At 52.9% G+C, this 24,190-nt stretch carries 24 protein-coding genes; 20 read left to right on the top strand and 4 right to left on the bottom strand.

Annotated features, from left to right (window positions below):
• Positions 1 to 64 precede the first annotated feature (64 nt).
• From FD25_RS11850 to trxA, 10 genes are all read left to right on the top strand, one after another.
• The gene (locus FD25_RS11850) at positions 65 to 1,024 is read left to right on the top strand and encodes a DHH family phosphoesterase (RefSeq protein ID WP_057804495.1); all 960 of its coding nucleotides are present in this window, start codon (positions 65 to 67) and stop codon (positions 1,022 to 1,024) included.
• Position 1,025: 1 nt separating this feature from the next.
• The gene (locus tag FD25_RS11845) at positions 1,026 to 2,384 is read left to right on the top strand and encodes a DEAD/DEAH box helicase (protein WP_057804494.1); all 1,359 of its coding nucleotides are present in this window, start codon (positions 1,026 to 1,028) and stop codon (positions 2,382 to 2,384) included.
• 269 nt (positions 2,385 to 2,653) lie between these two features.
• Positions 2,654 to 5,293 carry an alanine--tRNA ligase gene (alaS, locus tag FD25_RS11840; RefSeq protein WP_057804493.1) on the top strand — a complete coding sequence of 880 codons (2,640 nt, stop codon included), beginning with the start codon at positions 2,654 to 2,656 and terminating at the stop codon, positions 5,291 to 5,293.
• Between the two features lie 299 nt (positions 5,294 to 5,592).
• Positions 5,593 to 5,865 (top strand): IreB family regulatory phosphoprotein, encoded by a 273-nt coding sequence (locus FD25_RS11835; RefSeq protein WP_024746979.1) that lies wholly within the window; start codon positions 5,593 to 5,595, stop codon positions 5,863 to 5,865.
• Entirely contained in the window at positions 5,862 to 6,299 is a 438-nt protein-coding gene (gene ruvX, locus FD25_RS11830) for a Holliday junction resolvase RuvX (RefSeq protein ID WP_057804492.1), read from the top strand. Before FD25_RS11835 ends, ruvX begins: the two co-directional genes overlap by 4 nt.
• A gap of 8 nt (positions 6,300 to 6,307) precedes the next feature.
• Positions 6,308 to 6,622 carry a DUF1292 domain-containing protein gene (locus tag FD25_RS11825; RefSeq protein ID WP_057733328.1) on the top strand — a complete coding sequence of 105 codons (315 nt, stop codon included), beginning with the start codon at positions 6,308 to 6,310 and terminating at the stop codon, positions 6,620 to 6,622.
• Positions 6,623 to 6,746: 124 nt separating this feature from the next.
• Positions 6,747 to 7,031 carry a cell division protein ZapA gene (locus tag FD25_RS11820; protein ID WP_057804491.1) on the top strand — a complete coding sequence of 95 codons (285 nt, stop codon included), beginning with the start codon at positions 6,747 to 6,749 and terminating at the stop codon, positions 7,029 to 7,031.
• A gap of 3 nt (positions 7,032 to 7,034) precedes the next feature.
• Positions 7,035 to 7,565 carry a CvpA family protein gene (locus tag FD25_RS11815; protein WP_057804490.1) on the top strand — a complete coding sequence of 177 codons (531 nt, stop codon included), beginning with the start codon at positions 7,035 to 7,037 and terminating at the stop codon, positions 7,563 to 7,565.
• Positions 7,566 to 7,590: 25 nt separating this feature from the next.
• A complete protein-coding gene (locus FD25_RS11810) occupies positions 7,591 to 9,954 on the top strand; it encodes an endonuclease MutS2 (RefSeq protein WP_057804489.1) in 2,364 nt (787 codons plus the stop codon).
• Between the two features lie 106 nt (positions 9,955 to 10,060).
• Positions 10,061 to 10,378, top strand: coding sequence for a thioredoxin (gene trxA / locus FD25_RS11805; RefSeq protein ID WP_057804488.1), 318 nt, complete (start codon positions 10,061 to 10,063; stop codon positions 10,376 to 10,378).
• A gap of 53 nt (positions 10,379 to 10,431) precedes the next feature.
• Here trxA and FD25_RS11800 read toward each other — a convergent pair whose 3' ends face one another.
• Positions 10,432 to 10,962, bottom strand: coding sequence for a YslB family protein (locus FD25_RS11800; protein ID WP_057804487.1), 531 nt, complete (start codon positions 10,960 to 10,962; stop codon positions 10,432 to 10,434).
• A 218-nt stretch (positions 10,963 to 11,180) separates the two neighbouring features.
• Between FD25_RS11800 and racE the strand changes: the two genes are divergently transcribed.
• Genes racE through cbpB form a run of 4 tightly spaced genes read left to right on the top strand, consistent with a single transcriptional unit; the run spans position 11,181 to position 13,657 of the window.
• A complete protein-coding gene (gene racE / locus FD25_RS11795) occupies positions 11,181 to 12,017 on the top strand; it encodes a glutamate racemase (RefSeq protein ID WP_057804486.1) in 837 nt (278 codons plus the stop codon).
• Between the two features lie 4 nt (positions 12,018 to 12,021).
• Complete coding sequence (locus tag FD25_RS11790; RefSeq protein ID WP_057804485.1) at positions 12,022 to 12,621, top strand: XTP/dITP diphosphatase; 600 nt, start codon at positions 12,022 to 12,024, stop codon at positions 12,619 to 12,621.
• Positions 12,622 to 12,623: 2 nt separating this feature from the next.
• Positions 12,624 to 13,142, top strand: coding sequence for a YfcE family phosphodiesterase (locus FD25_RS11785; RefSeq protein ID WP_057804484.1), 519 nt, complete (start codon positions 12,624 to 12,626; stop codon positions 13,140 to 13,142).
• Positions 13,143 to 13,156: 14 nt separating this feature from the next.
• Positions 13,157 to 13,657, top strand: a complete 501-nt coding sequence (gene cbpB / locus FD25_RS11780) for a cyclic-di-AMP-binding protein CbpB (RefSeq protein WP_057804483.1) — start codon at positions 13,157 to 13,159, stop codon at positions 13,655 to 13,657.
• A 760-nt stretch (positions 13,658 to 14,417) separates the two neighbouring features.
• Here the strand turns inward: cbpB and FD25_RS11770 are convergent.
• Positions 14,418 to 15,296, bottom strand: a complete 879-nt coding sequence (locus tag FD25_RS11770; RefSeq protein ID WP_225428592.1) for a mechanosensitive ion channel family protein — start codon at positions 15,294 to 15,296, stop codon at positions 14,418 to 14,420.
• A 191-nt stretch (positions 15,297 to 15,487) separates the two neighbouring features.
• On the opposite strand from FD25_RS11770, the gene FD25_RS11765 reads away from it, so the two are divergent.
• Together FD25_RS11765 and FD25_RS11760 are read left to right on the top strand one after the other, a co-directional pair.
• Positions 15,488 to 15,904: a DUF948 domain-containing protein gene (locus FD25_RS11765; protein WP_057804481.1), complete on the top strand. Its 417-nt coding sequence runs from the start codon at positions 15,488 to 15,490 to the stop codon at positions 15,902 to 15,904.
• Positions 15,905 to 15,925: 21 nt separating this feature from the next.
• Complete coding sequence (locus tag FD25_RS11760; protein ID WP_057804480.1) at positions 15,926 to 16,330, top strand: hypothetical protein; 405 nt, start codon at positions 15,926 to 15,928, stop codon at positions 16,328 to 16,330.
• Between the two features lie 49 nt (positions 16,331 to 16,379).
• Here FD25_RS11760 and FD25_RS11755 read toward each other — a convergent pair whose 3' ends face one another.
• Positions 16,380 to 17,477 carry a M24 family metallopeptidase gene (locus FD25_RS11755; RefSeq protein WP_057804479.1) on the bottom strand — a complete coding sequence of 366 codons (1,098 nt, stop codon included), beginning with the start codon at positions 17,475 to 17,477 and terminating at the stop codon, positions 16,380 to 16,382.
• 193 nt (positions 17,478 to 17,670) lie between these two features.
• Between FD25_RS11755 and ccpA the strand changes: the two genes are divergently transcribed.
• Together ccpA and FD25_RS11745 are read left to right on the top strand one after the other, a co-directional pair.
• Entirely contained in the window at positions 17,671 to 18,672 is a 1,002-nt protein-coding gene (ccpA, locus tag FD25_RS11750) for a catabolite control protein A (protein ID WP_057733354.1), read from the top strand.
• A 130-nt stretch (positions 18,673 to 18,802) separates the two neighbouring features.
• A complete protein-coding gene (locus FD25_RS11745; protein WP_057804478.1) occupies positions 18,803 to 19,627 on the top strand; it encodes a hypothetical protein in 825 nt (274 codons plus the stop codon).
• A 39-nt stretch (positions 19,628 to 19,666) separates the two neighbouring features.
• Here the strand turns inward: FD25_RS11745 and FD25_RS11740 are convergent, their stop codons facing one another.
• Entirely contained in the window at positions 19,667 to 20,086 is a 420-nt protein-coding gene (locus tag FD25_RS11740) for an Rrf2 family transcriptional regulator (RefSeq protein ID WP_057804477.1), read from the bottom strand.
• Between the two features lie 171 nt (positions 20,087 to 20,257).
• On the opposite strand from FD25_RS11740, the gene FD25_RS11735 reads away from it, so the two are divergent.
• Entirely contained in the window at positions 20,258 to 20,833 is a 576-nt protein-coding gene (locus FD25_RS11735; protein WP_057804476.1) for an NADPH-dependent F420 reductase, read from the top strand.
• 302 nt (positions 20,834 to 21,135) lie between these two features.
• Positions 21,136 to 24,190: leucine-rich repeat protein (locus tag FD25_RS11730; protein WP_157050066.1), on the top strand; the 3,055-nt coding region annotated here is incomplete at its 3' end.

Below are 24,190 nucleotides of genomic sequence, written 5' to 3'. Positions count from 1 at the left end.
TTGTATACTGAAACGCAGTATTGCGGCGGGCTATCCCGCCAATCGGAAAGAACGGGTGAACAGCATGGCTATTGAAAACGCCATTTTAGAAGAAATTAAACACTATCAAACCATTATCATTCACCGGCACCAGCATCCGGATCCAGATGCCGTGGGTGCCCAATTAGGTCTTCGTGAAATTTTACGCGCCAGTTTTCCTGATAAGACCATCTTAGCGGTCGGCAAGCATTACGCTGGCTTTGACTGGTTAGGACAGGCCGACACCGACGTGACCGATGACCAGTACGAAAACGCGCTGGTGATCGTGGTCGATACGGCCAACCAACCGCGGGTCGACGATGACCGCTGGCACACGGGAAAGGCCGTCGTTAAGATCGATCACCATCCCAACGATGACGCCTTCGGGGACCTGCAATGGGTCTTAGACCAGGCGTCCAGCACGTCGGAAATGCTGTACGACTTTTACGCGGCTAACGCCAACGAACTGACGTTACCGCAAGAAGCGGCGCGGTTGTTCTACGCCGGCATCGTCGGCGATACGGGGCGCTTCATGTACCCGGCCACCTCGGCGCACACCATGGCCGTGGCGGGGCAATTGATGGCCACCGGTTTTTCGGCCAGCGACGTTAACCAGGCCGAAGACGAGGTTTCCCCGGCCATGGCCCGGTTGTCGGCCTACGTGTATCAGAACCTGAACATTTTACCTAGTGGGGCCGCTTACCTGAAATTAAGCGACGCCGACCTCGAACCGTTCGAGCTGGGCGAGACCGACTCGACCTCCGCGGTAGTGCCGTTACCCGGCAAGATCACCACGGTCGTGGCCTGGGCCTTCTTCGTGGAGGCTAAGGACCACACTTATCGCATTCGGTTACGGTCGAAGGGGCCGTCGATCAACGGTCTCGCCAAGAATCATGGTGGGGGTGGTCACGCCCTCGCCAGTGGGGCCACCGCCCACGACCAAGCAGAAATTGACCAGGTGATCCACGAGTTGGACGCCCTGGTCGCGCAAGATAAAGGAGAATAGCATGACCGCAACATTTAACGAGTTTCATTTGCAGCCATATTTAATGACGGCATTACAGAAGATTGGGTTCAAACAACCCACGGCCGTCCAAGAAAAGTTGATTCCAATCATCACCGCCGGCAAAGACGTCGTTGGCCAATCCCAAACGGGGAGTGGAAAGACCCACACCTTTTTACTGCCGATCTTTAACCAGTTGACCAGTGATAACCAGGTGCAGGCCGTCATCACCACGCCTAGCCGGGAACTGGCCTACCAGATTCACAGTGCGGCCGAACAGTTAGCCGCCGAGGCCCCGTTTGAGATTCGCATCGGCAATTACGTTGGGGGCACCGACAAGCAACGGCAATTAAACAAGTTGCACAATTTCCAACCACAGTTGGTTATCGGGACGCCCGGACGGGTCATGGACCTGATCCAGTCCGACGCCTTAGACGTTCACACGGCGCGGCAATTCGTGGTGGACGAAGCCGACATGACCTTAGACCTCGGGTTCTTAGACCAGGTCGATAAGATTGCCAGCCGAATGCCGAAGAACCTGCAAATGATGGTCTTTTCGGCAACGATTCCGCAAAAGCTGAACCCGTTCTTACGCAAGTACCTGAACCACCCCGTGATTGAAGAGATCCCGGCTTCGGCCATCATCAGTGACACCATCGACAACTGGTTGATTTCGACCAAGGGGCAGGACCGTAACCGGTTGATCTACCAACTGATCACCATGGGCGAACCCTACCTGGTCTTGATTTTTGCCAACACCAAGACCCGGGTCGAAGAGTTGCACGACTACCTGAAGAACCAGGGCCTGAAAGTGGCCATGATTCACGGGGGCATCAAGCCGCGAGAACGGAAACGGGTCATGCGTGAAGTGAAGAACCTACAGTATCAATACGTCGTGGCCACCGACTTGGCGGCGCGGGGGATCGATATCGAAGGGGTCTCACACGTCATCAACGACGACATTCCCGAAGACCTAGAATTCTTCATTCACCGGGTCGGCCGGACGGGACGGCAGGGGATGCCCGGCACGGCCATTACCCTGTATTCACCGGGCGAAGAGAAGTTGGTTTCCGAGATTGAAGCGCTGGGGATTCATTTTGAACCTAAGCGGATTAGTAACGGTGAAATCGTCGATTCGTACGACCGAAACCGCCGGACCAAGCGTCGGAAGTCCACGCAACACCTGGACCCAACGCTGATCGGGATGGTTAAGAAGAAGAAAAAGAAGATTAAGCCTGGTTACAAACACCAGATCAAGCAGGCCATCCACGCCAAGAAGGACCAGGATAAGCGGATTGCCGCCAGAGCGGCCGCTAGAGCGGAACGCAAGCAGCGTAAGCGTAATTCAGATCGGTATCAATAAGAATTGACAACCGTTAGCGTGCCACCTATAATTTCAAGTGGACAATTAAATATAACTAGAGGATATGCCGATAACCGTCGACTTTCAGAAACGTTTTGGTCGCTGTGAAAAACGAATCGTGGTCATCGGTGCTCCCTCAGGCAACATCGCGACTCAGCGTTATGAGTTTAAGAGGTTAACGACTAAACATCGTTGCAAGTAAAGTGGTACCGCGCTTCGGCGTCTTTACGGGCAACGGTGTTTTTATCTTTTTTTGGAGGTTTTTAGAGATGAAAGAGCTCAGTAGTAGTCAAATTCGGCAGATGTACCTCGACTTTTTCCAGTCTAAGGGACACACCATCGAACCCAGTGCATCCTTAGTCCCGAAGGATGATCCGTCCTTACTGTGGATCAACTCCGGGGTTGCCACGATGAAGAAATACTTTAGCGGTCAAGTGGTGCCCGGAAACCCACGTTTGACCAGTTCACAAAAGAGTATCCGGACCAACGATATCGAAAACGTGGGTCGCACGGCGCGGCACCACACGTTATTCGAAATGTTAGGGAACTTCTCGGTCGGTGACTACTTCAAGAAGGAAGCCATCACCTGGGCCTGGGAACTGTTAACGTCACCCGACTGGTTTGGCTGGGATCCCGAAAAACTGTACATGACGGTCTATCCTAAGGATGCCGATGCCAAGATGTACTGGGAAAAGGCCGGCGTCGCCCCGGACCACATCATTCCGGTGGAAGACAACTTCTGGGATATCGGTGAAGGTCCTTCGGGTCCCGATTCTGAAATCTTCTACGACCGGGGCGAAAGCTTCAACAACTTGGCCGCCGACGATCCCGAAAACTACCCGGGGGGTGAAAACGAACGTTACCTCGAAGTTTGGAACATCGTGTTCTCCCAGTTCAACCACGAACCGGACGGTAGCTACAAGCCACTGCCCCGGAAGAACATTGATACGGGGATGGGCCTCGAACGGGTCGTTTCCATTTTCCAAAACGCTAAGACCAACTTTGAAACCGACCTGTTCTTGCCGTTGATCGAAAAGACGCAAGCCTTAAGCGACGGTAAAAAGTACGGGGCCGACGCGGAAGACGACATCTCCTTTAAGGTGATTGCCGACCACGCGCGGGCCATTACCTTTGCCATTGGTGACGGGGCCTTACCAGGTAACGAAGGCCGTGGTTACGTTATCCGGCGGTTGATCCGGCGGGCGGTCGTCAACGGCCAAAAGTTGGGCATCCAGGGGGCCTTTTTGGACCAACTCGTGCCAATCGTGGGCGAGATCATGCAATCCTACTACCCAGAAGTCCTACAACAAAAGGACTACATTGCCAAGATTGTGCGTTCCGAAGAAGACCGGTTTGGGGAAACCTTGACCGGCGGATTGGACCTGTTGAACGGACTCATCGCCGACCTGAAAAAGACCGGCGGTAAGCAAATCGCGGGTCCCGACGCCTTCAAGCTGTACGACACCTACGGCTTCCCGGTTGAATTGACGCAAGAATACGCCATCGACCAAGGGGTTACGGTCGATCAGGACGGGTTCAAGGCCGAAATGCAAAAGCAAAAGGATCGGGCTCGTAACGCGCGGGGCAAACAAAAGGCTATGGGCTTACAACACGACTTATTGATCAACGTCAAGACGCCGAGCGACTACGTGGGGTACACCCAACTGGAAACGCACAGCGAGTTGACCGAATTAGTCGTGAACGACCAATTAGCGGATGAAGCCACGACCGGGACCGTTGAAGCGATGTTCGACACCACGCCGTTCTATGCCGAAATGGGGGGCCAAGTGGCCGATCACGGGGATATTTACGACCTGGATGGTCACGTGGTGGCGCACGTCAAGGACGTGCAACACGCCCCCAACGGCCAAAACCTGCACACGTTAGCCGTGGTTTCGCCGTTGAAGAAGGGCACCACCTACGACTTGAAGGTCGATCAAGTCTTCCACAGTAAGGTCGAAAAGAACCATACCGCGACCCACTTGTTGGACAAGGCCTTACGCGAAGTCTTTGGCGAACACACCCAACAAGCCGGTTCCCTGGTGGAAGGCGACTACCTGCGGTTTGACTTCACCCACTTTGGGCAAGTTGACCCGGCTGACCTGGACAAGGCCGAAGCCATCGTTAACCGAGAAATCTTTGCGGAACTCCCCGTGAAGACCGTCGTGACCGACATCGAAAGTGCCAAGAAGATGGGGGCCATCGCGTTGTTTAGCGAAAAGTACGGCAAGACCGTGCGGGTCGTGAGCGCGGGCGATTTCGTCACCGAATTCTGTGGGGGGAACCACGTCAAGAACACCAACGAAATTGGCCTGTTCAAGATTACCTCCGAATCCGGGGTCGGCGCCGGGGTTCGGCGGATCGAAGCCGTGACCTCTGCGGCTGCTTACAAGTACTTGAACGACCGGAGCGTCATCTTAGACGCCGTGGCCGCGGACTTGAAGGTCACCCAGACCAACGACATCGAGACGCGGGTCCAAGCCTTACAAGCCCAGGTCAAGGACCTGCAACAAAAGCAGGCCACCCTGGAAGGCAAATTAGCCGGACAACAGGCCGGAGCCGTCTTTGATAACGTCGAAACGGCGGGCAACTACACGTTGATCAGCGGGACCGTTCAGGTGTCGAAGATGGATCAACTGCGGGCCTTAGCCGATACTTGGCGTGATCAGGCGTTATCCGACGTCCTGGTCTTAGGGGCGGAAGTTAACGGTAAAGCCAACCTGATTGTGGCCGTTAGTGCCGACAAGCAAAAGCAGGTTAAGGCCGGTGACTTGATTAAAGCCATTGCTCCGAAGATCAACGGGGGCGGCGGTGGCCGACCAAACTTGGCCCAAGCCGGTGGGAAGAACCCCGCCGGGTTACCAGAAGCAATGAGTGCGGCGAGCGCTTGGCTGAAGGAACAGGACTAGGTCATTAGCTTAATTTTTAATCGAGGCGCGACTCCGAATTAGGGGTCGCGCCTTTTAGATTGAAACAATTGGTCTGGGACGGTTTAAGCAAGCGAAGCCTATGGGAAACTAAATAGTTGGGTTATTGGTCTATTAGTGGTATAGTAAACTCTCCAAACGGGAAACTACTGTATCCGAACGACTCTGGTTTAAGCCGTAACTTGTATTACGAAAAGATTACATTGGGGGTCGGTCGTTGTAGTTTGCTAGGCAATCGAGTAAAATTGACACTAAGTGAGGAAGTGCGGGGGTGTTATATAGTGAGTTCATTAGACAAAACGATGTATTTTGACTTTGGCGCTAACCAACCAAAGGATGTCCACGATACGCTGGTGACGGTTTATCAGGCACTGGAAGAAAAGGGATATAACCCAATTAATCAGATTGTCGGGTACCTACTATCGGGCGATCCTGCGTACATCCCGCGAATCAATGATGCGCGGAATTTAATTCGCAAACACGAACGTGACGAGATTATTGAAGAACTCGTGCGTTTCTATCTTAATCAGAATGGACCGGTGAAGCCTTCATGAAGTTAATGGGATTAGATGTCGGGTCTCGCACTGTCGGGATCGCAATTAGTGATGCGTTGGGCTGGACGGCCCAGGGGATCGAGATCATTCCGATTAACGAAGAAGATGAAGTGTTTGGCTTGGATCGGGTCGCTGAATTAGTGAAGACCCATGATGTTGAAGGCTTTGTGGTGGGGTTACCCAAGAATATGAATAATACTTTAGGGCCCCGGGTCGCGGCGTCGCAACGTTACGGTCAAATGTTAACGGATCGGTTTCATTTACCGGTTGACTTCGAAGATGAGCGGTTGACAACGGTTGAAGCAGAGCGTATGTTAGTGGAACAAGCTGACACGTCACGGCGGAAACGCAAGCGCGTCATTGATAAATTAGCAGCTGGGTTGATCTTGCAGAACTATTTGGATCGTAAAGGCAAGTTAACCCGAGAAAAGTGAGGTTTCCCATGAACGAAGACCAAGAACAAATTACATTAGTTGATGAAAACGGCAACGAAGAGTTGTACGATGTCTTATTTACGTTTGAATCCGACGACTTTGGTAAGTCTTACATTTTGATTTACCCTGCTGGCAAGAGTGACGACGAAGAAGTCGACATTCAGGCCTACGCCTTACCAGCAGACGATGACCCGGCCAATCCTTCCGGCGGCGATCTGCAATTGATCGAATCCGACGAAGAATGGGACATGGTTGAATCTGTTTTGAACACGTTCTTAGCAGACGGCACCGTTGATCCTAACGCGGGTAAGGAACAAAAGTAAGCAAACACCAGGGGCGGATTTCCGCCCTTTTTGTTTGCCCTGATTTTCAAGTGGGTCTATAACTAGGCCGGACCCTGGATTAATGGTAAAATAAGACGTTATGGAAATTAGGGGGAATCATGAGATGACGGAACAAACTCACCGCTTCAAGGCGGTCATTGCGGGTAAACCGTACACGATTGTCGGCCAAGCGACCGATGATCACATGCGTGCCGTAACGACCCTATTAAACGAACAATTTAAACAATTAAAACAAGTCTCCCCAGATATCAGTAAGGAAGACGCCGCCGTGTTAATGGCGTTCAACGCGATTTCGGATCAGTTGAAGATGGCGGCCACCGCGGACCAGGCAGAAACAAGTACGTCGGCAGCGCAGTCTTCGACGCCCACTAAGGAAACGGGGGAGTAGCGTTTGCTGCTAAGTATCGGTATCGTATTGATCCTGGCCTGGGGCTTTTACCGCGGGTTTCACCGGGGGCTGGTCTTACAGCTGCTCCTGACCGTGGGGTACCTGGTGGTCTGGATTGCCGCACGTTTCGGGGCCAAACCCTTGGCGAGCGGGTTAGGTCAATTTTTCGGCAACCTCTCCCTCAATAGTTCAGTCAGTGCGGTCACGGCCAGCCAAAGCAGTTCTTTTTTTCTCAACGGGCTGGCCTTTTCCGCCATTCTGACCGTGGGGTACTTCGTGGTGCGTCGCGTGTCGTACGGACTGAACAAGGTGACCTGGTTGCCGGTCATTCACCAGGTAAATTCCTTGGCGGGTGGCCTGATTAACGTGACTATTCGTTACGTGATTATTTTTTTGTTACTCAATTTACTCATTCTATTGCCGATCGACAGTTTCCAGGCGACCTACAAGACGTCCACCGTGGCGCAGTGGATCGTCAAGGAAACGCCGGTGTTATCCCACCAGGTTTATAACTGGTGGTTGATTAAGCATTAGGTGACGCTTTAAAAAGGAGCATCCCATGAATCAAAAAACACTAACCATCATGGAATATGGGCGCATCAAACAAGCCATTCAAAAGTACCTGGTATCGGCGGCCGGGCAACACGAGTTGGCGCAATTACAGCCCACAGCCGATAGTCAAAAATTACAACGGTGGTTGGACGAAGCCCAAGACGGGGCGGACATTTACCGGCTAGAAAGCGGGATTCCGTTACCCAAACTGGACGACATTCGACCACACTTAAAGCGTTTAGCCCTTGAGGCCGTGTTAAACGGGCTCGAACTAGCGCAAATCAGTCGGGTCTTGTGGACCACCAGTTCCGTGGTCAAATTCTTCGATCAACTTGCCGAAAAACAACTGACGTTACGGCTACTGAACCAAGAAGTGCAAGAACTGGTCACCATCCCGGATGTGACGCGGCGCTTGCGGACGTCACTCGAGGGTGACGGGCATCTGACCGACGACGCGTCGCCTGAATTACGTCAGATTCGGCAACATATCGCCCAAACCGCCGCGGCGATTCGGGAAAACATGGACCAGTACACGCGGGGCAAGGACGCCAAGTACCTGAGCGAAACCATCGTGACGATTCGGGACGACCGGTACGTGATTCCCGTGCGTTCGGAATATAAACAACACTTCGGGGGGATCGTCCACGACCAAAGTGCCAGCGGTCAAACGTTGTTCATCGAGCCCCAAGCCGTGGTCAGTCTAAATAACCGGTTACGGCAAAATCAGATGGACGAACGGCACGAAGAACAGCGGATCTTAGCCGAATTGACGGCCTTATTGACGCCGTATCAAGATGAGATCCTGCGTAACGCCGAAATTTTGGGCCACCTGGACTTCATCAACGCCAAGGCCCGTTACGCCCACCAGATCAGGGCGACGGAACCCAAACTTTCGTTGACGAACCAGGTGAACTTACGGCAAGCTCGGCACCCGTTGATTGATCCCAAGAAGGTCGTGGCGAACGACATCACGATTGGGAAGGATTACAAGACCATCATCGTGACGGGGCCGAACACCGGTGGGAAGACCATTACGCTAAAGACGTTGGCGTTGGTTCAACTCATGGGGCAGTCCGGGTTGTTTATTCCGGCCAACGAAAACAGTGTCATCGGGGTCTTTGATGACATCTTTGCCGACATTGGGGACGAACAATCCATTGAACAAAGCCTGAGTACGTTCTCGGGTCACATGGAAAACATCGTCAGCATCTTAAAGCAAGCCGACGACCGGAGCCTGGTCATTATCGATGAACTGGGAGCCGGGACCGACCCGCAAGAAGGGGCGGCGTTAGCCATTGCGATTTTAGACCAGATTGGGACGCTCGGCAGTTACGTGATGGTGTCGACCCACTATCCTGAGCTGAAGGCTTACGGGTACAACCGGCCGGAAACCATCAACGCCAGCATGGAATTCGATGCGGAGAGCTTACAACCAACGTACCGCTTGTTGATTGGGATTCCGGGACGCAGTAACGCTTTGGACATCGCGGCACGGCTGGGGATGCCGAGCCAAGTGGTCGCGGCCGCCCGGGGCTTGACCGATCAAGATAGCCAGGATTTAAACGCCATGATTAGCGACTTAACCGAACAAAAGCGGTTGGCCGATAGTCACGCGGCTAACCTGGAAAGTCAGTTGACCGAGGCCACGGAACTGCACGACCAGTTACAGACGCAGTTTGACCAGTACCAACACCAGAAGGATCAGTTGATGCTGGACGCCAAGCGCGACGCTAACCGGATCGTGGATGAATCCAGAAAACGCGCCAACCAAATCATTAGCGACCTACGCAAGAAACAATTGGACGCGGGGAAGAGCGTGGTGAAGGAAGACGAGTTGATCGCTGCTCAGGGGGCGTTAAACGCCCTGCAGCAGGATACTGGGTTACAGAAGAACAAGGTCTTACGCCGGGAAAAGGCCAAGCATACCTTTAAGAAGGGGGACAGTGTCTTGGTCAAATCCTACGGTCAGACCGGGGTGCTGATGCAACAGCTGGACGACCAGCACTGGGAGGTCCAACTGGGCATCTTGAAGATGAAGATTGCCACGACCGACCTGGAAAAGGCGGCCGATCCCGCTAAGTCCAAGAAGCAACCCCGAGCGTCGATTCGCCGGACGGGGTCTAACGGGATGTCCCCGACCTTAGACTTACGGGGTCACCGGTACGAAGAGGCGATGGCCGAGGTCGATCGGTACATTGATTCGGCCCTGTTAGCGGGTTATCCGTCCGTGACCATCATTCACGGGAAAGGGACCGGTGCGTTGCGTAAGGGTGTGACCGACTACCTGAAACGCAGCAAACGCGTTAAGAGCTTCGGCTTTTCGCCGGCCAACGCCGGGGGCGATGGGTCGACCATCGTGCGGTTACAGTAACCGGTTGTGAGCAATTCAGTTGTTATTTGACCCGATTCTGGTAGACTTATCATTGTAGACTTTTAAGCGCTACTGGTTTTAATGATCCCTTTAAGGAGGCAGTATGATGGTAGCAGAAACAACGGACAAGACCTTCGAACAAGATACGGCAACAGGCGTCACGTTAACCGATTTTTGGGCAACGTGGTGTGGTCCTTGTCGCATGCAATCACCAGTGGTGGAACAATTAGCTGAAGAAATGAGCGACCAAGTCACGTTCAACAAGATGGACGTTGACGCGAACCCTAACACGCCGCAATCCTTTGGCATCATGAGTATTCCCACGTTATTGGTGAAGAAGGACGGCGAAGTGGTGGATTCCATCGTGGGTTACCACTCCAAAGACCAATTAAAGAAGATTTTGGCGCAATACGTTGAAGCTTAACGTGCGCCGCTAAAAAAGCGGATTCCTGATCGGAGTCCGCTTTTTTTAAACCGTTATTTAGATTGCTGGGGCGTTTCGGGAGTGGCCGGGTCGTCCGGGGCGATGACGTCTAAGGGCGTCGGCGCATCGTAATCGGGAATCACGTCACTGGGATCCGTGTAGACGTCAAACGTTACGGCTTGATCCCGCAACTTGCGACTCGTTTCTACCAGCTCGGCTTCGGCATTAATGCCTAATTGTTGGGCCATCATTTCGGCCAGGAACCCCGCCTCCAAAGTGAAATCATTGTCGGCCTTTAGTTGTTTACGGAGTTTGACGGGTTCACCGCTGAGTTGCCAACGACTCATCTCGGCTGTTTGCTTTAGTAAGGTCAACGTCCCAAAGCCGACCTGTTGGAAAAAGATGGCCGCATCCTTGGGGTTACCTAGTGGAAATTTCCGGGCCAGGGATTTTCCGGCCCAGTAGCCGATGGCCCCCTGATCGTCCCCTAATAGTTCCGGAATGAGTGCGTCCCGAATGATGAGCTGTGGCAGGTAGGGCGCCCCCGCCGCGTCGTTCATGACGGTTTGGTATAAGTTTTTCACGATGATTGACTCCTTCGTCCAATAGTTTGCGCTAATTTGTAATTATACTGTCATTATACCGTAAAAAAGCACCGACACTAGAGACGAGCCAATTTTAAAACTTTTTTATAAGGCGAGCTTGCTTATTGGTCCGGAAGAACTTTTCGGCACTTGGCTTGAAACCGGTTTATAAAAAGGCGATAATATAGGTTCAAGTAAGATTGAGGAGGCGTGGCGTCATGCGCAATGCAGCAATTGGGTTTATGGATTCGGGAGTAGGTGGTTTGACGGTCTTAAGGGAAGTTCAACGACTACTCCCTACGGAAAAGACCGTTTATTTGGGGGACCAACAACGGCTGCCTTACGGTCCGCGGCCTCAGAGTGAAGTGTTGACGTTTACGCAACAGATTGCGGCGTTCTTACAACGGCGTGATCAGATTAAGCTACTGGTCTTGGCGTGCAATACCGCGACCGCCGCGGCGTTGCCGACTCTGCAACAAACGTTAGCGATTCCAGTCGTGGGGGTCATCGCCCCCGGAGCGCGGGCGGCGGTGCAAGCCACCAAGACCCATAAGATTGGCGTGATTGCCACCGCGGGGACGGTGAAGAGTCAGGCCTACCAGCGGACCATTACGGCCCAGGATCCCCGCAATACGGTGACCAGTCTGGCGTGTCCCGAACTGGTACAATTGGCCGAAGCCAACGATCTGACGTCACCGCACGCGCTGCAGGTGGTTGCCGCCAAGCTAGCTCCGCTTCAGGGCACGCAGATTGATACGTTGGTGTTGGGCTGCACCCATTTTCCCCTGTTGCGGCAGGTCATTCAACGGGTGCTCGGCCCCGGGGTGCAATTGATTGATCCCGGCACGGCCACCGCGAACACGGTCACGGCCTTACTGGATTACTGGAACTTAGCTAATTCAACGGGTCAGCCGCAACCCCAGGCCACCTATTACACCACCGGTGACGTCGTGAGTTTCGACCGGGCCGCGAATCAATGGCTCGACACCGCACCGGTTCATGCGCAGGCACTGGCCCTCGACGCTTTAACTCAAATTAATTTGGAGGCTGAATAATACTATGGAAGACACTTTAGTCATTGCGACGACTAACGCCGGGAAGGCCCGGGAATTTCGGGCCATCTTTGAGCCCAAGGGCATCACGGTCAAAACGCTAGCCGATTTCCCGAATCTGCCGGCGGTTGTCGAAACCGGGAAGACCTTTACCGAAAACGCGAAACTCAAGGCCACGGCAGTTGCTCAGGCGACTCAGCTGCCCGTTTTAGCCGACGACTCTGGTTTGATGGTCGACGCATTGAACGGGGAACCGGGCATCTACTCGGCCCGTTATGCTGGCGATCACGACGACGAAAAAAACAAGGTAAAATTACTGACCAAATTGGAAGGAGTGCCGGCAACGCAGCGGACCGCCCACTTCCACACCTCGTTGGTGCTGGTTAAACCCAACGGTCACGAATTGGTCACCACGGGCGAAGTCACCGGGACGATCCTGACCGCCCCCCGGGGAACCGATGGCTTTGGCTACGATCCGTTGTTCTACGTGCCCAGCGAACATCTGACCTTTGCGGAGATGCCCATGGCCAAGAAGAACCGGTTGAGTCACCGGGCCAAGGCCACGGCGGCGATGTTGCGTGAATTTGACGAATGGTGGGAGGCGTAACGATGGCCCGTTGGTTAGTGATTAGTGACAACCATGGCGATCGCGCCATCCTAGAAACGTTAAAACATCAATTCCACGCCGACGCAGTTTTTCACTGTGGCGACTCGGAGCTTGCGGTTGATGATCCCTGGTTCACCGGAGTGGCGGCCGTGCGGGGCAACATGGATAGCGACGACCGGTTTCCCCTCGTGTTGACGCCCGAAGTAAATGGTTGTCGGGTACTGTTGGCTCACGGTCATCGGGACGCCGTCAACTGGGACCTGACTAAATTAGCCTTACACGCTCAGTCCGTTGGGGCCCAGGCCGCTTTTTACGGGCACACCCACGAACTGGCCGTGGAAATGGTCGCTGGGTGCTTGTTCCTGAATCCGGGAAGTATTAGTCAGCCCCGGGGCGAGTTTCGCCAGTTAGGGGGGACTTGCGCCGTGGTGACGGTGACGCCGGATCAGTGGCAGGTGCAGTATTACACCCGCGACGCGCATCCCGTGACCAAGTTACACTTTACGTTTGATCGCCAGTAAGAAAGGATGACGGTATGTTAGATCCGGCAGTGGCCACGTTACTACGTCAAAATCCCAAGAGTTATGTGATTTCGGCGGATAGAGTTGCTAACGTGACGGCCACCAATAATCTAGAACACGCGCTAATGGTGCTCTCCAAGGTGGGCTATACCCGCATTCCGGTGTTATCACCGGACGATCATTTGCAGGGGATGCTGGCATTGTCGGCCGTGACGGACCGGCTCTTGCAGGTGCCCGGAGCGGCCGTTGACCAATTAAGCGGGGTCTTGGTTTCCGAGGTGATGCAACCCATTCGCCATTGGGTTGACGACGCCACTAAATTGGAAACGATTCTTAATTTATTGGTAGATGAGCCCTTTATCCCGTTGGTTGATGCCGACATGACCTTTCGGGGGATCATTACCCGGCGGGAGATTTTAAAACGCGTGAATTACTTAGCCCATAACCTGGATAAACAGTATCTGGTCAGTCCCCGAACCGATGTGGCGGTGGGCGACGGGTTGAATGAAGCGTAACGATGAGTGAAAATAATCTTAAAGATGGTGGGTCTGGGACAAAAGTCCCAGACCCTTTGTGTCTCCGAACAGCTGGTGCCGAAACGTGCGCCAAAAGGCAGCTGGTTCCGCTTAACCCCGTAAGTCAGATAATCCAAGTTCGGGATTATCCGCCTTACGACGTTAATGCTCACCAGCTAATCGCCTTTTGTCCCACTCTCATCATTTTTTTGTGGTGACCAGCTAGACGTTTCAAGCTTCATTTAATTGCCATTTTAGATTAAAAGTTGAATTGGCTACCATGGCGACAACGGATGACGCGGATAATTTTCGGCAAAAATGATTGGGCCAACGGGACATTAACGGTCAAGCTACTGGTGATTAAAGTGGTTGGTAGGACTGTGGTTGGGTGCCTTTGGTGAGTGATGGTTGCCCCTAACGGACTACAGGTGAGGGGGAATGTGATTAGAACGTATCAGCTAAAACGGCTAAAAAACGGGTTATAGGACGACATAAATAGCGAACAAAGTAGAGAATCATTCCAGATAATAACCGGAAATGTTCGTTAGCGACCGAATGATTGCCAGCAATGAATTCTGTATAAATTGGTTAATGGGGACGGTTAATTGATTGAAAATAAGTATGATTTTTATCATCATTTTTTCATAAATACCGGTATACCTAAAACCGTGAACGTGTTAAAAACCGACAATTTGCGTGTATTTGAGGAACGCAAATTGTCGGTTTTTGAGGACGAGTTTTAAGAAATAAGCAACTTGGACTAGGCTTTCGGTGGGGTCAGGTTGTGGGTCGGCAGATGAATGCCGGCCTGCCGAATGGCTTTCAGGTAGGCAGTCAGGAAGGTGGCCTGGAGGTTGAATTGACTGCCGTTCTTGGTCATCAAAACGACTTGGTAGACGAGTTCGCCGGTCGGGAGGGTGACGATGCCGATGATGGCCGGTTCGTCAAGAATACTGGGGTGCTGCGGCACTAATTTAGCATTCACGGTCTCAATGATGGGCCGGAGTTCTTCAACCGGCGTGGTGGTGGCGATGGGGATGTTGACCAATGCGCGCATGTTATTTCGTGAACGGTTCGAGATAATCGTGATGTTGCGGTTGGGGATGAAGTTGACGGTTCCATCGGCGCCGGTGACCTGGGTCGTCCGGAGACCAATGGCCGTGACGGTCCCTTCGATCGTGCCAATCTTGACCGAATCGCCCACGTCGAGTTGCTGCTCCATCAGGATAGAAATCCCGGTGACCAGATCGCTGACGAAGCCCTGCGCACCAAGGCCTAACGCTAAACTGAAGATTCCGGCCCCGGCGACCAGGGTGCCTACGGGAACGCCTAAAGTGGATAGAATGGCGTAGATCCAGAAGAACAGGATGGTGTAGTGGAAGAGGTTCATGGTCAGCATACTGATGGTTTGCAGGCGGTTACTGGATTGATCCTTGTTTTGTAAGTAACGTTTGAAGCTCCGGTTGAGAATGGACTTCCCAATTAAGTTAATCAGGAAGAACAGAACGGTTAGCGACAGCAGGGACAAAAAACGACTGGTAATTAAATGAAGAAAGGAGTCCCAATTAAACGATTTAAGATAGTTTTGAAACCACTGATTAGATTTTAGGGCCGTGGTAACGGCGGCTTGGATCGTCAAGAGACGAACCCCCTTTGGCTAAATTTCTGGGAATGGCACTTGCCGGCCAAACCAGACTCTAGTTTAGCAGACTTTGGGGAACACGCCTACGTTCGGTGGAAAATTGCGGTGGGAAGGTAGGGTTTTCATTGCACGCCTGGCGCGACAATGCTATTCTATTGGTAAGTAACCAAGTACAAGGAGGGGTTGTCATGACCGGTGGACAAATAGCAGGCTTGATCGCAGCGATTGCGTTGTTGATCTTGGTGCTCTTCATTGGAATGTTCTTAGTAAAGTTGAACAAAACGTTGGGTGAGTTGAATCGCTCGATGAAGACCATGACCAGTGATGTCGATACGTTGAGTCATCAGACGGAAAACATTATGGCGAACGCCAACGAATTGTTGGCAGACGTGAACCAGAAAGTGGCCAAGATCGATCCCGTCTTTCAGGCGGCGGCTGATCTGGGTGAAAGTGTTTCCGATCTGAACACGGCAACCCGGAAATTAACGGATCGCGTGGGCGAGACGGCTAAGAAATCCGCCACGAGTTCACTCGCCGCGCGGGTCGGCAAAACAGCCTTCGATCTGTACCGGAATCGGAGTCGCAAGAACAAAGCGGACGATTAACACGGAAGGGAAGTCATCAGAATGGCAAAACATAAATTATTAGCAGGTTTAGTTTTAGGTGGGGCGGCCTATGCCGCTTACCACGCGTTAGATCTCGAAAAGCGTGAAGCCCTAAAGGACATGGCACGCGAACAATGTGATGCCTTAAAGGATCGGGCCATCGATTACGCCTTTTACGCGGCCGATGCCTTAGACGATTTCAAAGAAAACCTGAACGAACACATGGGGGAAAAAGCCCCGGATGATGGCGTTGAGGATTGGCGAACGGCCACCGATGAGACGGCTGATGCCACCGATGACGACATCGTGCTGAGTAGCGACGACGTGTCGGCGATGACTGATGACGCGCCGAGTGAACCAGCGACTTCCGAAACGGCCGAACCAACCGCTGAAACTTCGACGGATGCAGAAACTTCTGAAAAATAGTCCAGCAAAAAACCGTAGCCCTTACGCTACGGTTTTTATTTGGTCATTTTTAACCCACGTAAGTTAACTCTTTCGAGGTGTGGGTGAACGGTAAGCTCCCGTCGTCCGTGACGTGGACACAGTCCTCGATCCGGACACCGGCGACACCGGGAATGTAAATCCCGGGTTCGATGGAGAAGCACATGCCGGGTTCTAAGACCAGGTCATTGCCCGCCATGATGGAAGGGAATTCATGATCGCTCATGCCCATTCCGTGACCCAGCCGGTGAATGAAGTATTCGCCGTAGCCGGCCTTGGTGATAATATCTCGAGCGACCTTGTCGAGTTCGGCGGCGGTCATGCCCGGTTTCACGGCGGCCTGGGCCGTTAATTGCGCTTCAAGGCAGACGTCGTAGATCTCTTTTTGCTTAGCGGTTGGCGTGCCTAAGGCGACCGTCCGGGAAGCGTCGGAGATGTAACCGTCGTAAACCGTTCCGAGGTCAAACAAGACCAGTTCGTTGTTGGCGAACTTGGTATCGTTGGTGGCCCCGTGTGGTTCGGCGGCGTGGGCGCCGGCTTGTACCAAGCTACCGAAAGACATTTCCATGATGCCTTCCTTCATTAAAGCGTATTGCAGTTCGGCCACGGCGGATTGTTCCGTCTTACCCGCCTTCACGGCCGCAAAGCCGTGTTCGAAGGCGAAGTCGTCCCACTTACCAGCGATTTCTAGCTTCTTGATTTCATCGGCCGACTTGATGAGCCGCATATGATCAATGAAACTGGTAATGTCGACGTCGAAAGCGGGGGCGGTGAATTGGGCCCCCAAGGCTTCCATCCGGGCGACTTGGAGTTGGCCCTTTTCCAACGCAATGTGGGCGGGGGTCACGTGGCGTTGCTTAATTTGGTCACCAATCATGGCCCAAGGATTCTCGTGGTCCAGGTAACCAATGACTGGGAAGGCCCAACCCGTTTCCTTGATGACTTCGACTTCTAAGGCTGGTGCGAAGATGAAGGGATCTTGGTCGGGGAAGACCACTAAAGCTAGGACCCGTTCGATGGGGTCGCTCCCGAAACCGGTTAAATATTGAATCGTTTTGGGATTACTTAAGTAGGTTAAATCCGCGTGTTGATCTGCAGTCCATTGCTGGATCTGTTCGAGTTTTGTCATGTCATCACCCTTTCAAAAGTTAGCCCTATTATAGCATAGCTGACCTCTTGGCTTGAAAATTCCATGAAATTAGGGTATTCTTTGATATGAAAGCGTTTTCAACTTGCGTATGAAACTAACTTTTTGTATACTAGTTCAAGTCGCATGAAAACGGATGAAAACAAATCAAAACAGTAAAGAAAGGGCTATCGTTATGGAAAAACAGACAGTAACAATTTACGATGTGGCACGTGAGGCGGCAGTCTCCATGGCTACCGTATCTCGGGTGGTTAACGGCAATCCCAACGTTAAACCAGCTACGCGGAAGAAAGTTTTGGAGGTCATCGACCGCCTCGACTATCGTCCCAATGCCGTTGCGCGAGGATTAGCTAGCAAGAAAACGACCACTGTGGGGGTTATTATCCCCGACGTGACTAACGCGTATTTTGCTTCCCTAGCCCGCGGAATTGATGACATCGCGATGATGTATAAGTACAACATCATTTTGACCAATTCCGATGAAAATGGTGGCAAAGAGGTCCAGGTGTTAAATACCCTGATGGCCAAGCAAGTTGACGGCATTATTTTCATGGGTAACCGGGTAACCCCCGAACTCCGTGAAGAATTTAAACGTTCCAAGGCGCCCATTGTTTTAGCGGGGTCCGTGGATGCCGAAAAGTCGCAACCCAGTGTCAACATCGACTACGTGGCTGCGGTGGCGGAAGCCGTCAAAAACCTGATCGATCACGGCAACCAAAAGATTGCCTTTGTGTCGGGGCCGATGGACGAAGCCATCAACCACGATTACCGGTTGAAGGGATACAAGAAGGCGTTGAAGGACGCCGGCTTAACCTACGACGAAAAACTGGTCTTTGAAACCGACTACACCTACAAGGCGGGTCAAGCACTGGAACCAGCTTTGACCGCTGCGGGGGCGACGGCCGCCTTCGTTGGGGACGACGAATTAGCCGCTGGGGTCATGAACGGCTTGACCGACGCCAAGATTGACGTCCCGGGCGACTTCGAAGTCATCACCAGTAACGACACCAAGTTGACCGAATTGGTGCGGCCGAAGATGAGTTCCATCACCCAACCCCTCTACGATATTGGGGCCGTGGCGATGCGCTTATTGACCAAGTTAATGAATAACGAAACGGTCGAGGAAAATACCGTCATCTTACCTTATGGCTTGATGAAGCGGAGTTCTACGAAATAGAGTTTAGAGAAGCGGCGAAATTCAGCGGAATTTCGCCGCTTTTTGCGTGAACTTAAGGCCGCCTTAATCCTTTGCCCAACTAAGTGTGCTACAATGAAACACAATTAATTTTGTGATGGAGGTGGCTGGTGTGAGTGCTGAGAGTCGAATGGCGCGCTACCATTTTGCCGACGAAGAGCCGCCGCAGCAACAACCGGAACTAACAACGTATCAACGACGACCGGCGTTAGCCCGCTGGGGGGCCTTCTTGGTGCTGCTGTTGACGATTACGGTGGGCCTTAAACTGACCGTGTTTAACGCGACGTATACGGCGGGAGTCGTTTCCCGCTCAACGGTCGGCGAGAAGGTCATCAACCGGCTAAACAACGACTTGAGTGATTTAGGAGTGACGGGTTCGCCCGTGACCACTAGTGTGATTCAACCGTACTTGGCCCAAGGCATTACGCAGCTTTATGGGCAATCAACCACGACGGTGGATTCGACCGAACTGACCAACGCCATTAGCGCCCAGGCCAGTTCGGCGGGGGTCACCGCTAGTTCAGCCCTGACGACACAAGTGGCGAAGCAGGCCCAAAAATTGGTCACACAAGCCTTTCAAACGTCGGCCATGCAGGTGGCGGCCGCCCGGTTACAACGGGCGCGGCAGTTAAACTTTTATATCTTGGTCGCCACGTTACTCCTGCTGGTGGTGACGGCAATTTACGCGTTAAGCGTACACCACTTCCTAGGAAGTCTGGGCCCCAGTCTAGCATTGGGTGGGGTGTTGACCATCGTGGTGGGCCTGGTGAGCTGGCTAGGGTTACCCCTTGTCGTGACGAGCACGACCGGCAGCGTGACGGCGTTGTTAACGTCAATTGGCCACAGCAGTTTAGGTGTGATCATGTTTGTCGGCGGCGCGGAACTCATTTTGGGTCTCCTGGTCCTGCTGGGACACCGAACTTTTCGACGGTCATAAAAAATGGCGACTCCCGTGGGGGTCGCCATTTTAGTGTCTTTAGGTGGTTTGAAGACGAACGTCATTGAGCAAATCTTGCAACGAAATGCGCGCCATTTGGGCCTCGGCGGCGGCCTGCACCTCACTGTAGTAGTGGGTCAACGTTTGGGGCATGGCCACACCGACCGGACAATGATCGGAGGTGTGCCGGTCCACGTTGAGGAGGGTCGGCTCACCGGGCAGGGCTCGGTAAACGTCGCGCAGGGTGATTTCCCGGGGCGCCCGGGCTAAGGCGAGGTTAGTGGTCCCGTGCGTTTGGACTAACAAACCGTGCTGTTTCAGGTTGGCCATGATCTTGCGGACTAGGCTCGGGGACGTTTCCAGGCTACTGGCCATTTCCTGACTGGTGATCTTACGACCGCCAAAGTAGGCCACGTAGGTCAAGACATGAAGGGTGTCACTTAATTGGGTGTTTGCCATATTTTCAACTCCTTAGGGTTTACTTTGTACTACATTCTATAACACTTTTCACAAAACGTCAGCTTCGAAGAATTAATTTTTCTTTTTAAACAAGAACTATTGACAAATTTTCAGAAATCGGTTAACTTAAAAGTGTACTTAAAAATAATACATTTTTGGAGGGATTGCGTTATGGCAGATATCACGATTTTTGGTAAGGGGAACATGGGACAGGCAATTGGTGGTCTGATGACTCAGGGAGGAAATCAAGTGACTTATCTGGGCCATGCCGACCCCGTAACGGCGCTAGGATCAATCGTGGTCTTAGCGGTGCCATATCCGGCGGCCCTCGCCATTGCGAAGGCTAACGTCGCGCAATTGGCCGGTAAGGTGGTCGTGGACATCACGAACCCCTTAGACTTTGACACGTGGGACGGTCTAGTCGTGCCAGCCGATAGTTCCGCGACGGCCCAGTTAGCCGAACTGTTACCCGAGTCGCAGGTGATTAAGGCGTTCAACACGACCTTCGCGGGAACGTTAGTTGCCAAGCAGGTTGGGGGTACGGCACCCACCAAGGTCATGACGGCTGGCGATTCCGCTGAAGCGAAGCAGGCCTTAACGACCGCCTTAGCGGGAAGTGACGTTACCGTCATTGATGCGGGCGCGTTAAAGCGGGCGCGTGAACTAGAGGCTTACGGGTTTTTACAAATGACGTTGGCCGCTAACGACAAGATTTCTTGGAACGGTGGCTTTGCGGTCCTAAAATAAACTTTCATAATCAACGTCTCGCTGGGCACCGCTAGCGGGGCGTTTTTTGATTGGTTGGGTCGGATACCGTTAGAAGCCGGATGAGGGCGACTGTAAGCGCAGTCAAGAATTATTTGTGACAGGAACCTTTGTATAGTGTAAAATAAATTATCACTTAAAACTATCGCGATAATACAAGGATTACCGTCTGTGCTTGTTTCATATGTAGATAATAGTTGCATTGGATTGGTTATCAATTAATATATGTAGTGAGCAAGAAACCAACGTGTGGTTTTAAGCTATCGCTTTGGGGGGAATCCGATATGTCAATGACACGACACACAAATAAGAAAACGCAAGAAAGTAAATATCTCATGGCTGCGGCCATCACCGTGGCAACGTTAGGTGTAGGGGCGACCACGACGGTCCCCGCCCACGCGGCAACAACCGATCCACAACCGGCAACGACTAGTCAGGCGAGCTCCGCTGTAACGGCGGCCAAGACGGTGGCCCTTACACCCAGCAGTGCCTCGGCTTCGTCAGCGACCAGTCTGGCGACCTCAACTGATGAACAGCAACTAAGTTCCGGGACCACGAGCGTTGCTCCAGCCAGTTCTGCGGCCAGCGTGGCAGCTTCTTCGGCGGCAACGGTGGGTTCTGCGGCAGCCAGTGGTACGCCGGTATCCGGTGTGCCAGTTAGTTCCGTAGCGGCTTCTTCGGCTGCCAGCGTGGCTGAGGTTGGTAGCAGTTCTGCCATCAGCGGCGCCAGTTCAACCGCAACTAGTAGTTCCGCGACGACAGCAGCTTCTACGGCCGCTACGGCGGTGAAAAGTGCTGCGGCGCCGGCCAGTTCTGCGGCGACCAAGACGCCAGTTGTCGCGGCCAGTCTACAGGCCAAAGCAGCGAGTGTCACGCCGGCCTACACGGACAGTAGCGTCTTTAATTGGCAATTGAACGCCGATGGTACGGCCACGATTACCGGGTTAAATCAGAAGGTCAGTGGGGTCATGAGTATTCCACCAACCTATACGGTCAACGGCAAGACCTACACGGTGACTAACATCGGGACGGCGGCCTTCGCCTCGGACACCGGAATGACGAATGACTTGACCGGGGTCGACTTTGCGAACGGCTTGACCACCATTGGTGACTCGGCGTTTGCTTATCTGGGGAACTTGCAAAACGTTGATTTTTCGGCGAATAAGACGTTGACGAGCATCGGTAACCAAGCCTTCGTTTCGTCGGGCATCGATCAATTAGACTTGCCAGATAGCGTGACCACGATTGGGAATGAAGCCTTTACCTATAATAAGAACCTAACCAGCGTGACCTTACCGGCGGAGCTGACCAGTCTCGGCCAGACGGCCTTTGCCAGCAGCGTGGCGTTGACTTCGGTCGATCTTAGTCGGGCGACTAAGCTGACCGCCTTAAGCGACCACGCCTTTGAAAACGATCCGTTGACGAGTGTCACGATTCCGGCAAACATTCAAACCATTGGCGCTAACACCTTTGCTAATAACTTGGCGTTAACGAGTGTGACCTTTGCACCGGGCAGCCAGTTAACGAGTATTGGGAATAACGCCTTCATTTATGATGGGCAACTTAAAACGTTGACGCTACCGGCTAACCTGCAAACGATTGGCGATCAGGCCTTTCTCGCCAACGTGGGGCTACAAAGCGTCACGTTGAACGGCAATCTGCAAAGCATTGGGAATCACGCCTTTACCTATGATTCCAAGTTAGCGACGTTGAATCTCGATCAGGCAACGCAATTAAAGACCATCGGCGAAGGTGCCTTTGAATACAACGCGTTGACGGGTGAGCTGACCACGCCGGCTAACTTGACCAGTATCGGCGACTACGCCTTTGCGGGGAATCCCATCGACGGGTTGACGTTAAATGACGGTTTGATTAGTGTCGGTAATTCGGCCTTCATCTATAATCACTTGATGGGGACCTTGACCATTCCAGCCACGGTTACCACCGTGGGCAATATGGCGTTTTACGGCAACGAATTGACCGGGGTCACGATTCCGGCGGGAACGACCATGGGCCAAGACGCTTTGTCCTATAACCGGATTACTCAGTTGACGGGGCCAGCAACGACGGTTCCCTTGGCGAACGAACAGATGGTGACGGCGTTTGAAACGGCCCCATCCGTGATTCCGCTGACTAACCTCTTTACGTTAAACCTGGGTGGCTTGACCACGGCGAACCTCCAGTTGACGAATCTGAGTAACGGGGTCACGTTGCAAAACGGTCAGTTACTCATTCCGGAAGGCGTGAACAGCTTTAGCTTTGACTGGACGCTGCCGCTGACGAATAGCACTGAACCCCTCTATAGTGGACATTACACGGTCGTTTTGGATAATCCCGATATTAAAGTCATGGATACAACCATCTTCGCCGGGACGACCTGGACGCCCGGTGACAACTTTATGAGTGCGGTGACACCAACTGGAACGACGGTGCCGTTAGCCGATTTGACAATTGACGGGACGGTCAATACCAACGTTGCCGGGAAGTACACGGTCACCTATCGTTACGGGACAGACCAATCGACGGCCACCATTACGGTGGTTAAGCGTGCGGGCACGTACACGGTGACGGGACCGAACGTCACCCAGACCTACACGGGGAATCCGGTGACGTTAGACGCTACGCAATACGCCATCGTTTTACCGGACCCGAATGGTTCGACGATTCAGTTGCGGCCGGGTGACCTGGAAGTTCCAACGGCGACCACCGTGGGGACCTACGCGGTGACCTTATCACAACAAGGTATCAACTACCTGAACGAACAAGCGGCTTCTCAAATGTACGAGTGGACGAATTCGACCGATACGGGGCTGACCTATACGATCGTACCGGCGCCCGTTACCATTACCGTGGCGGATCAAACCAAGTACGCGGGGGATGCTGACCCTGTTCTGACGGCGACAGTCACCAATGCTGCGTCTAACGGCGTACCCGTCAACTATACGTTGGCTCGTACGGCAGGCGAAGCGGCGGGAAACTACGCCATTCAAGCCACGGCTAATGATAACCCGAACTACAACGTGACGGTGAAGGCCGGAACGTTAACCATTTTGCCATCCGAACAGAGTTTGACGGGTTCTGATTACGCGATGACGGTCGGTGATGCCGAACCAACGTTGACGGACTTTAACGCTACGGCGACGGATAACCACGGTGAAACGATTCCGGTTACCATGGATCTGAGCCAAGCGGATTTGACGAAGGCCGGGACTTATGATGTTGTGCTGAGTACCGCCGATGGTCAGAGCAAGACGGTCACGTTAACCGTCAACCCATCACAACAAAGTTTGACGGGTTCCGATTACGCGATGACGGTTGGTGATGCCGAACCAACGTTGG

This window comes from Levilactobacillus acidifarinae DSM 19394 = JCM 15949 (genome assembly GCF_001434835.1).
Taxonomy (GTDB): domain Bacteria; phylum Bacillota; class Bacilli; order Lactobacillales; family Lactobacillaceae; genus Levilactobacillus; species Levilactobacillus acidifarinae.
The sequence above is the reverse complement of the archived record's forward strand: the minus strand, read 5'-3'. Positions and strand labels throughout refer to the sequence as shown.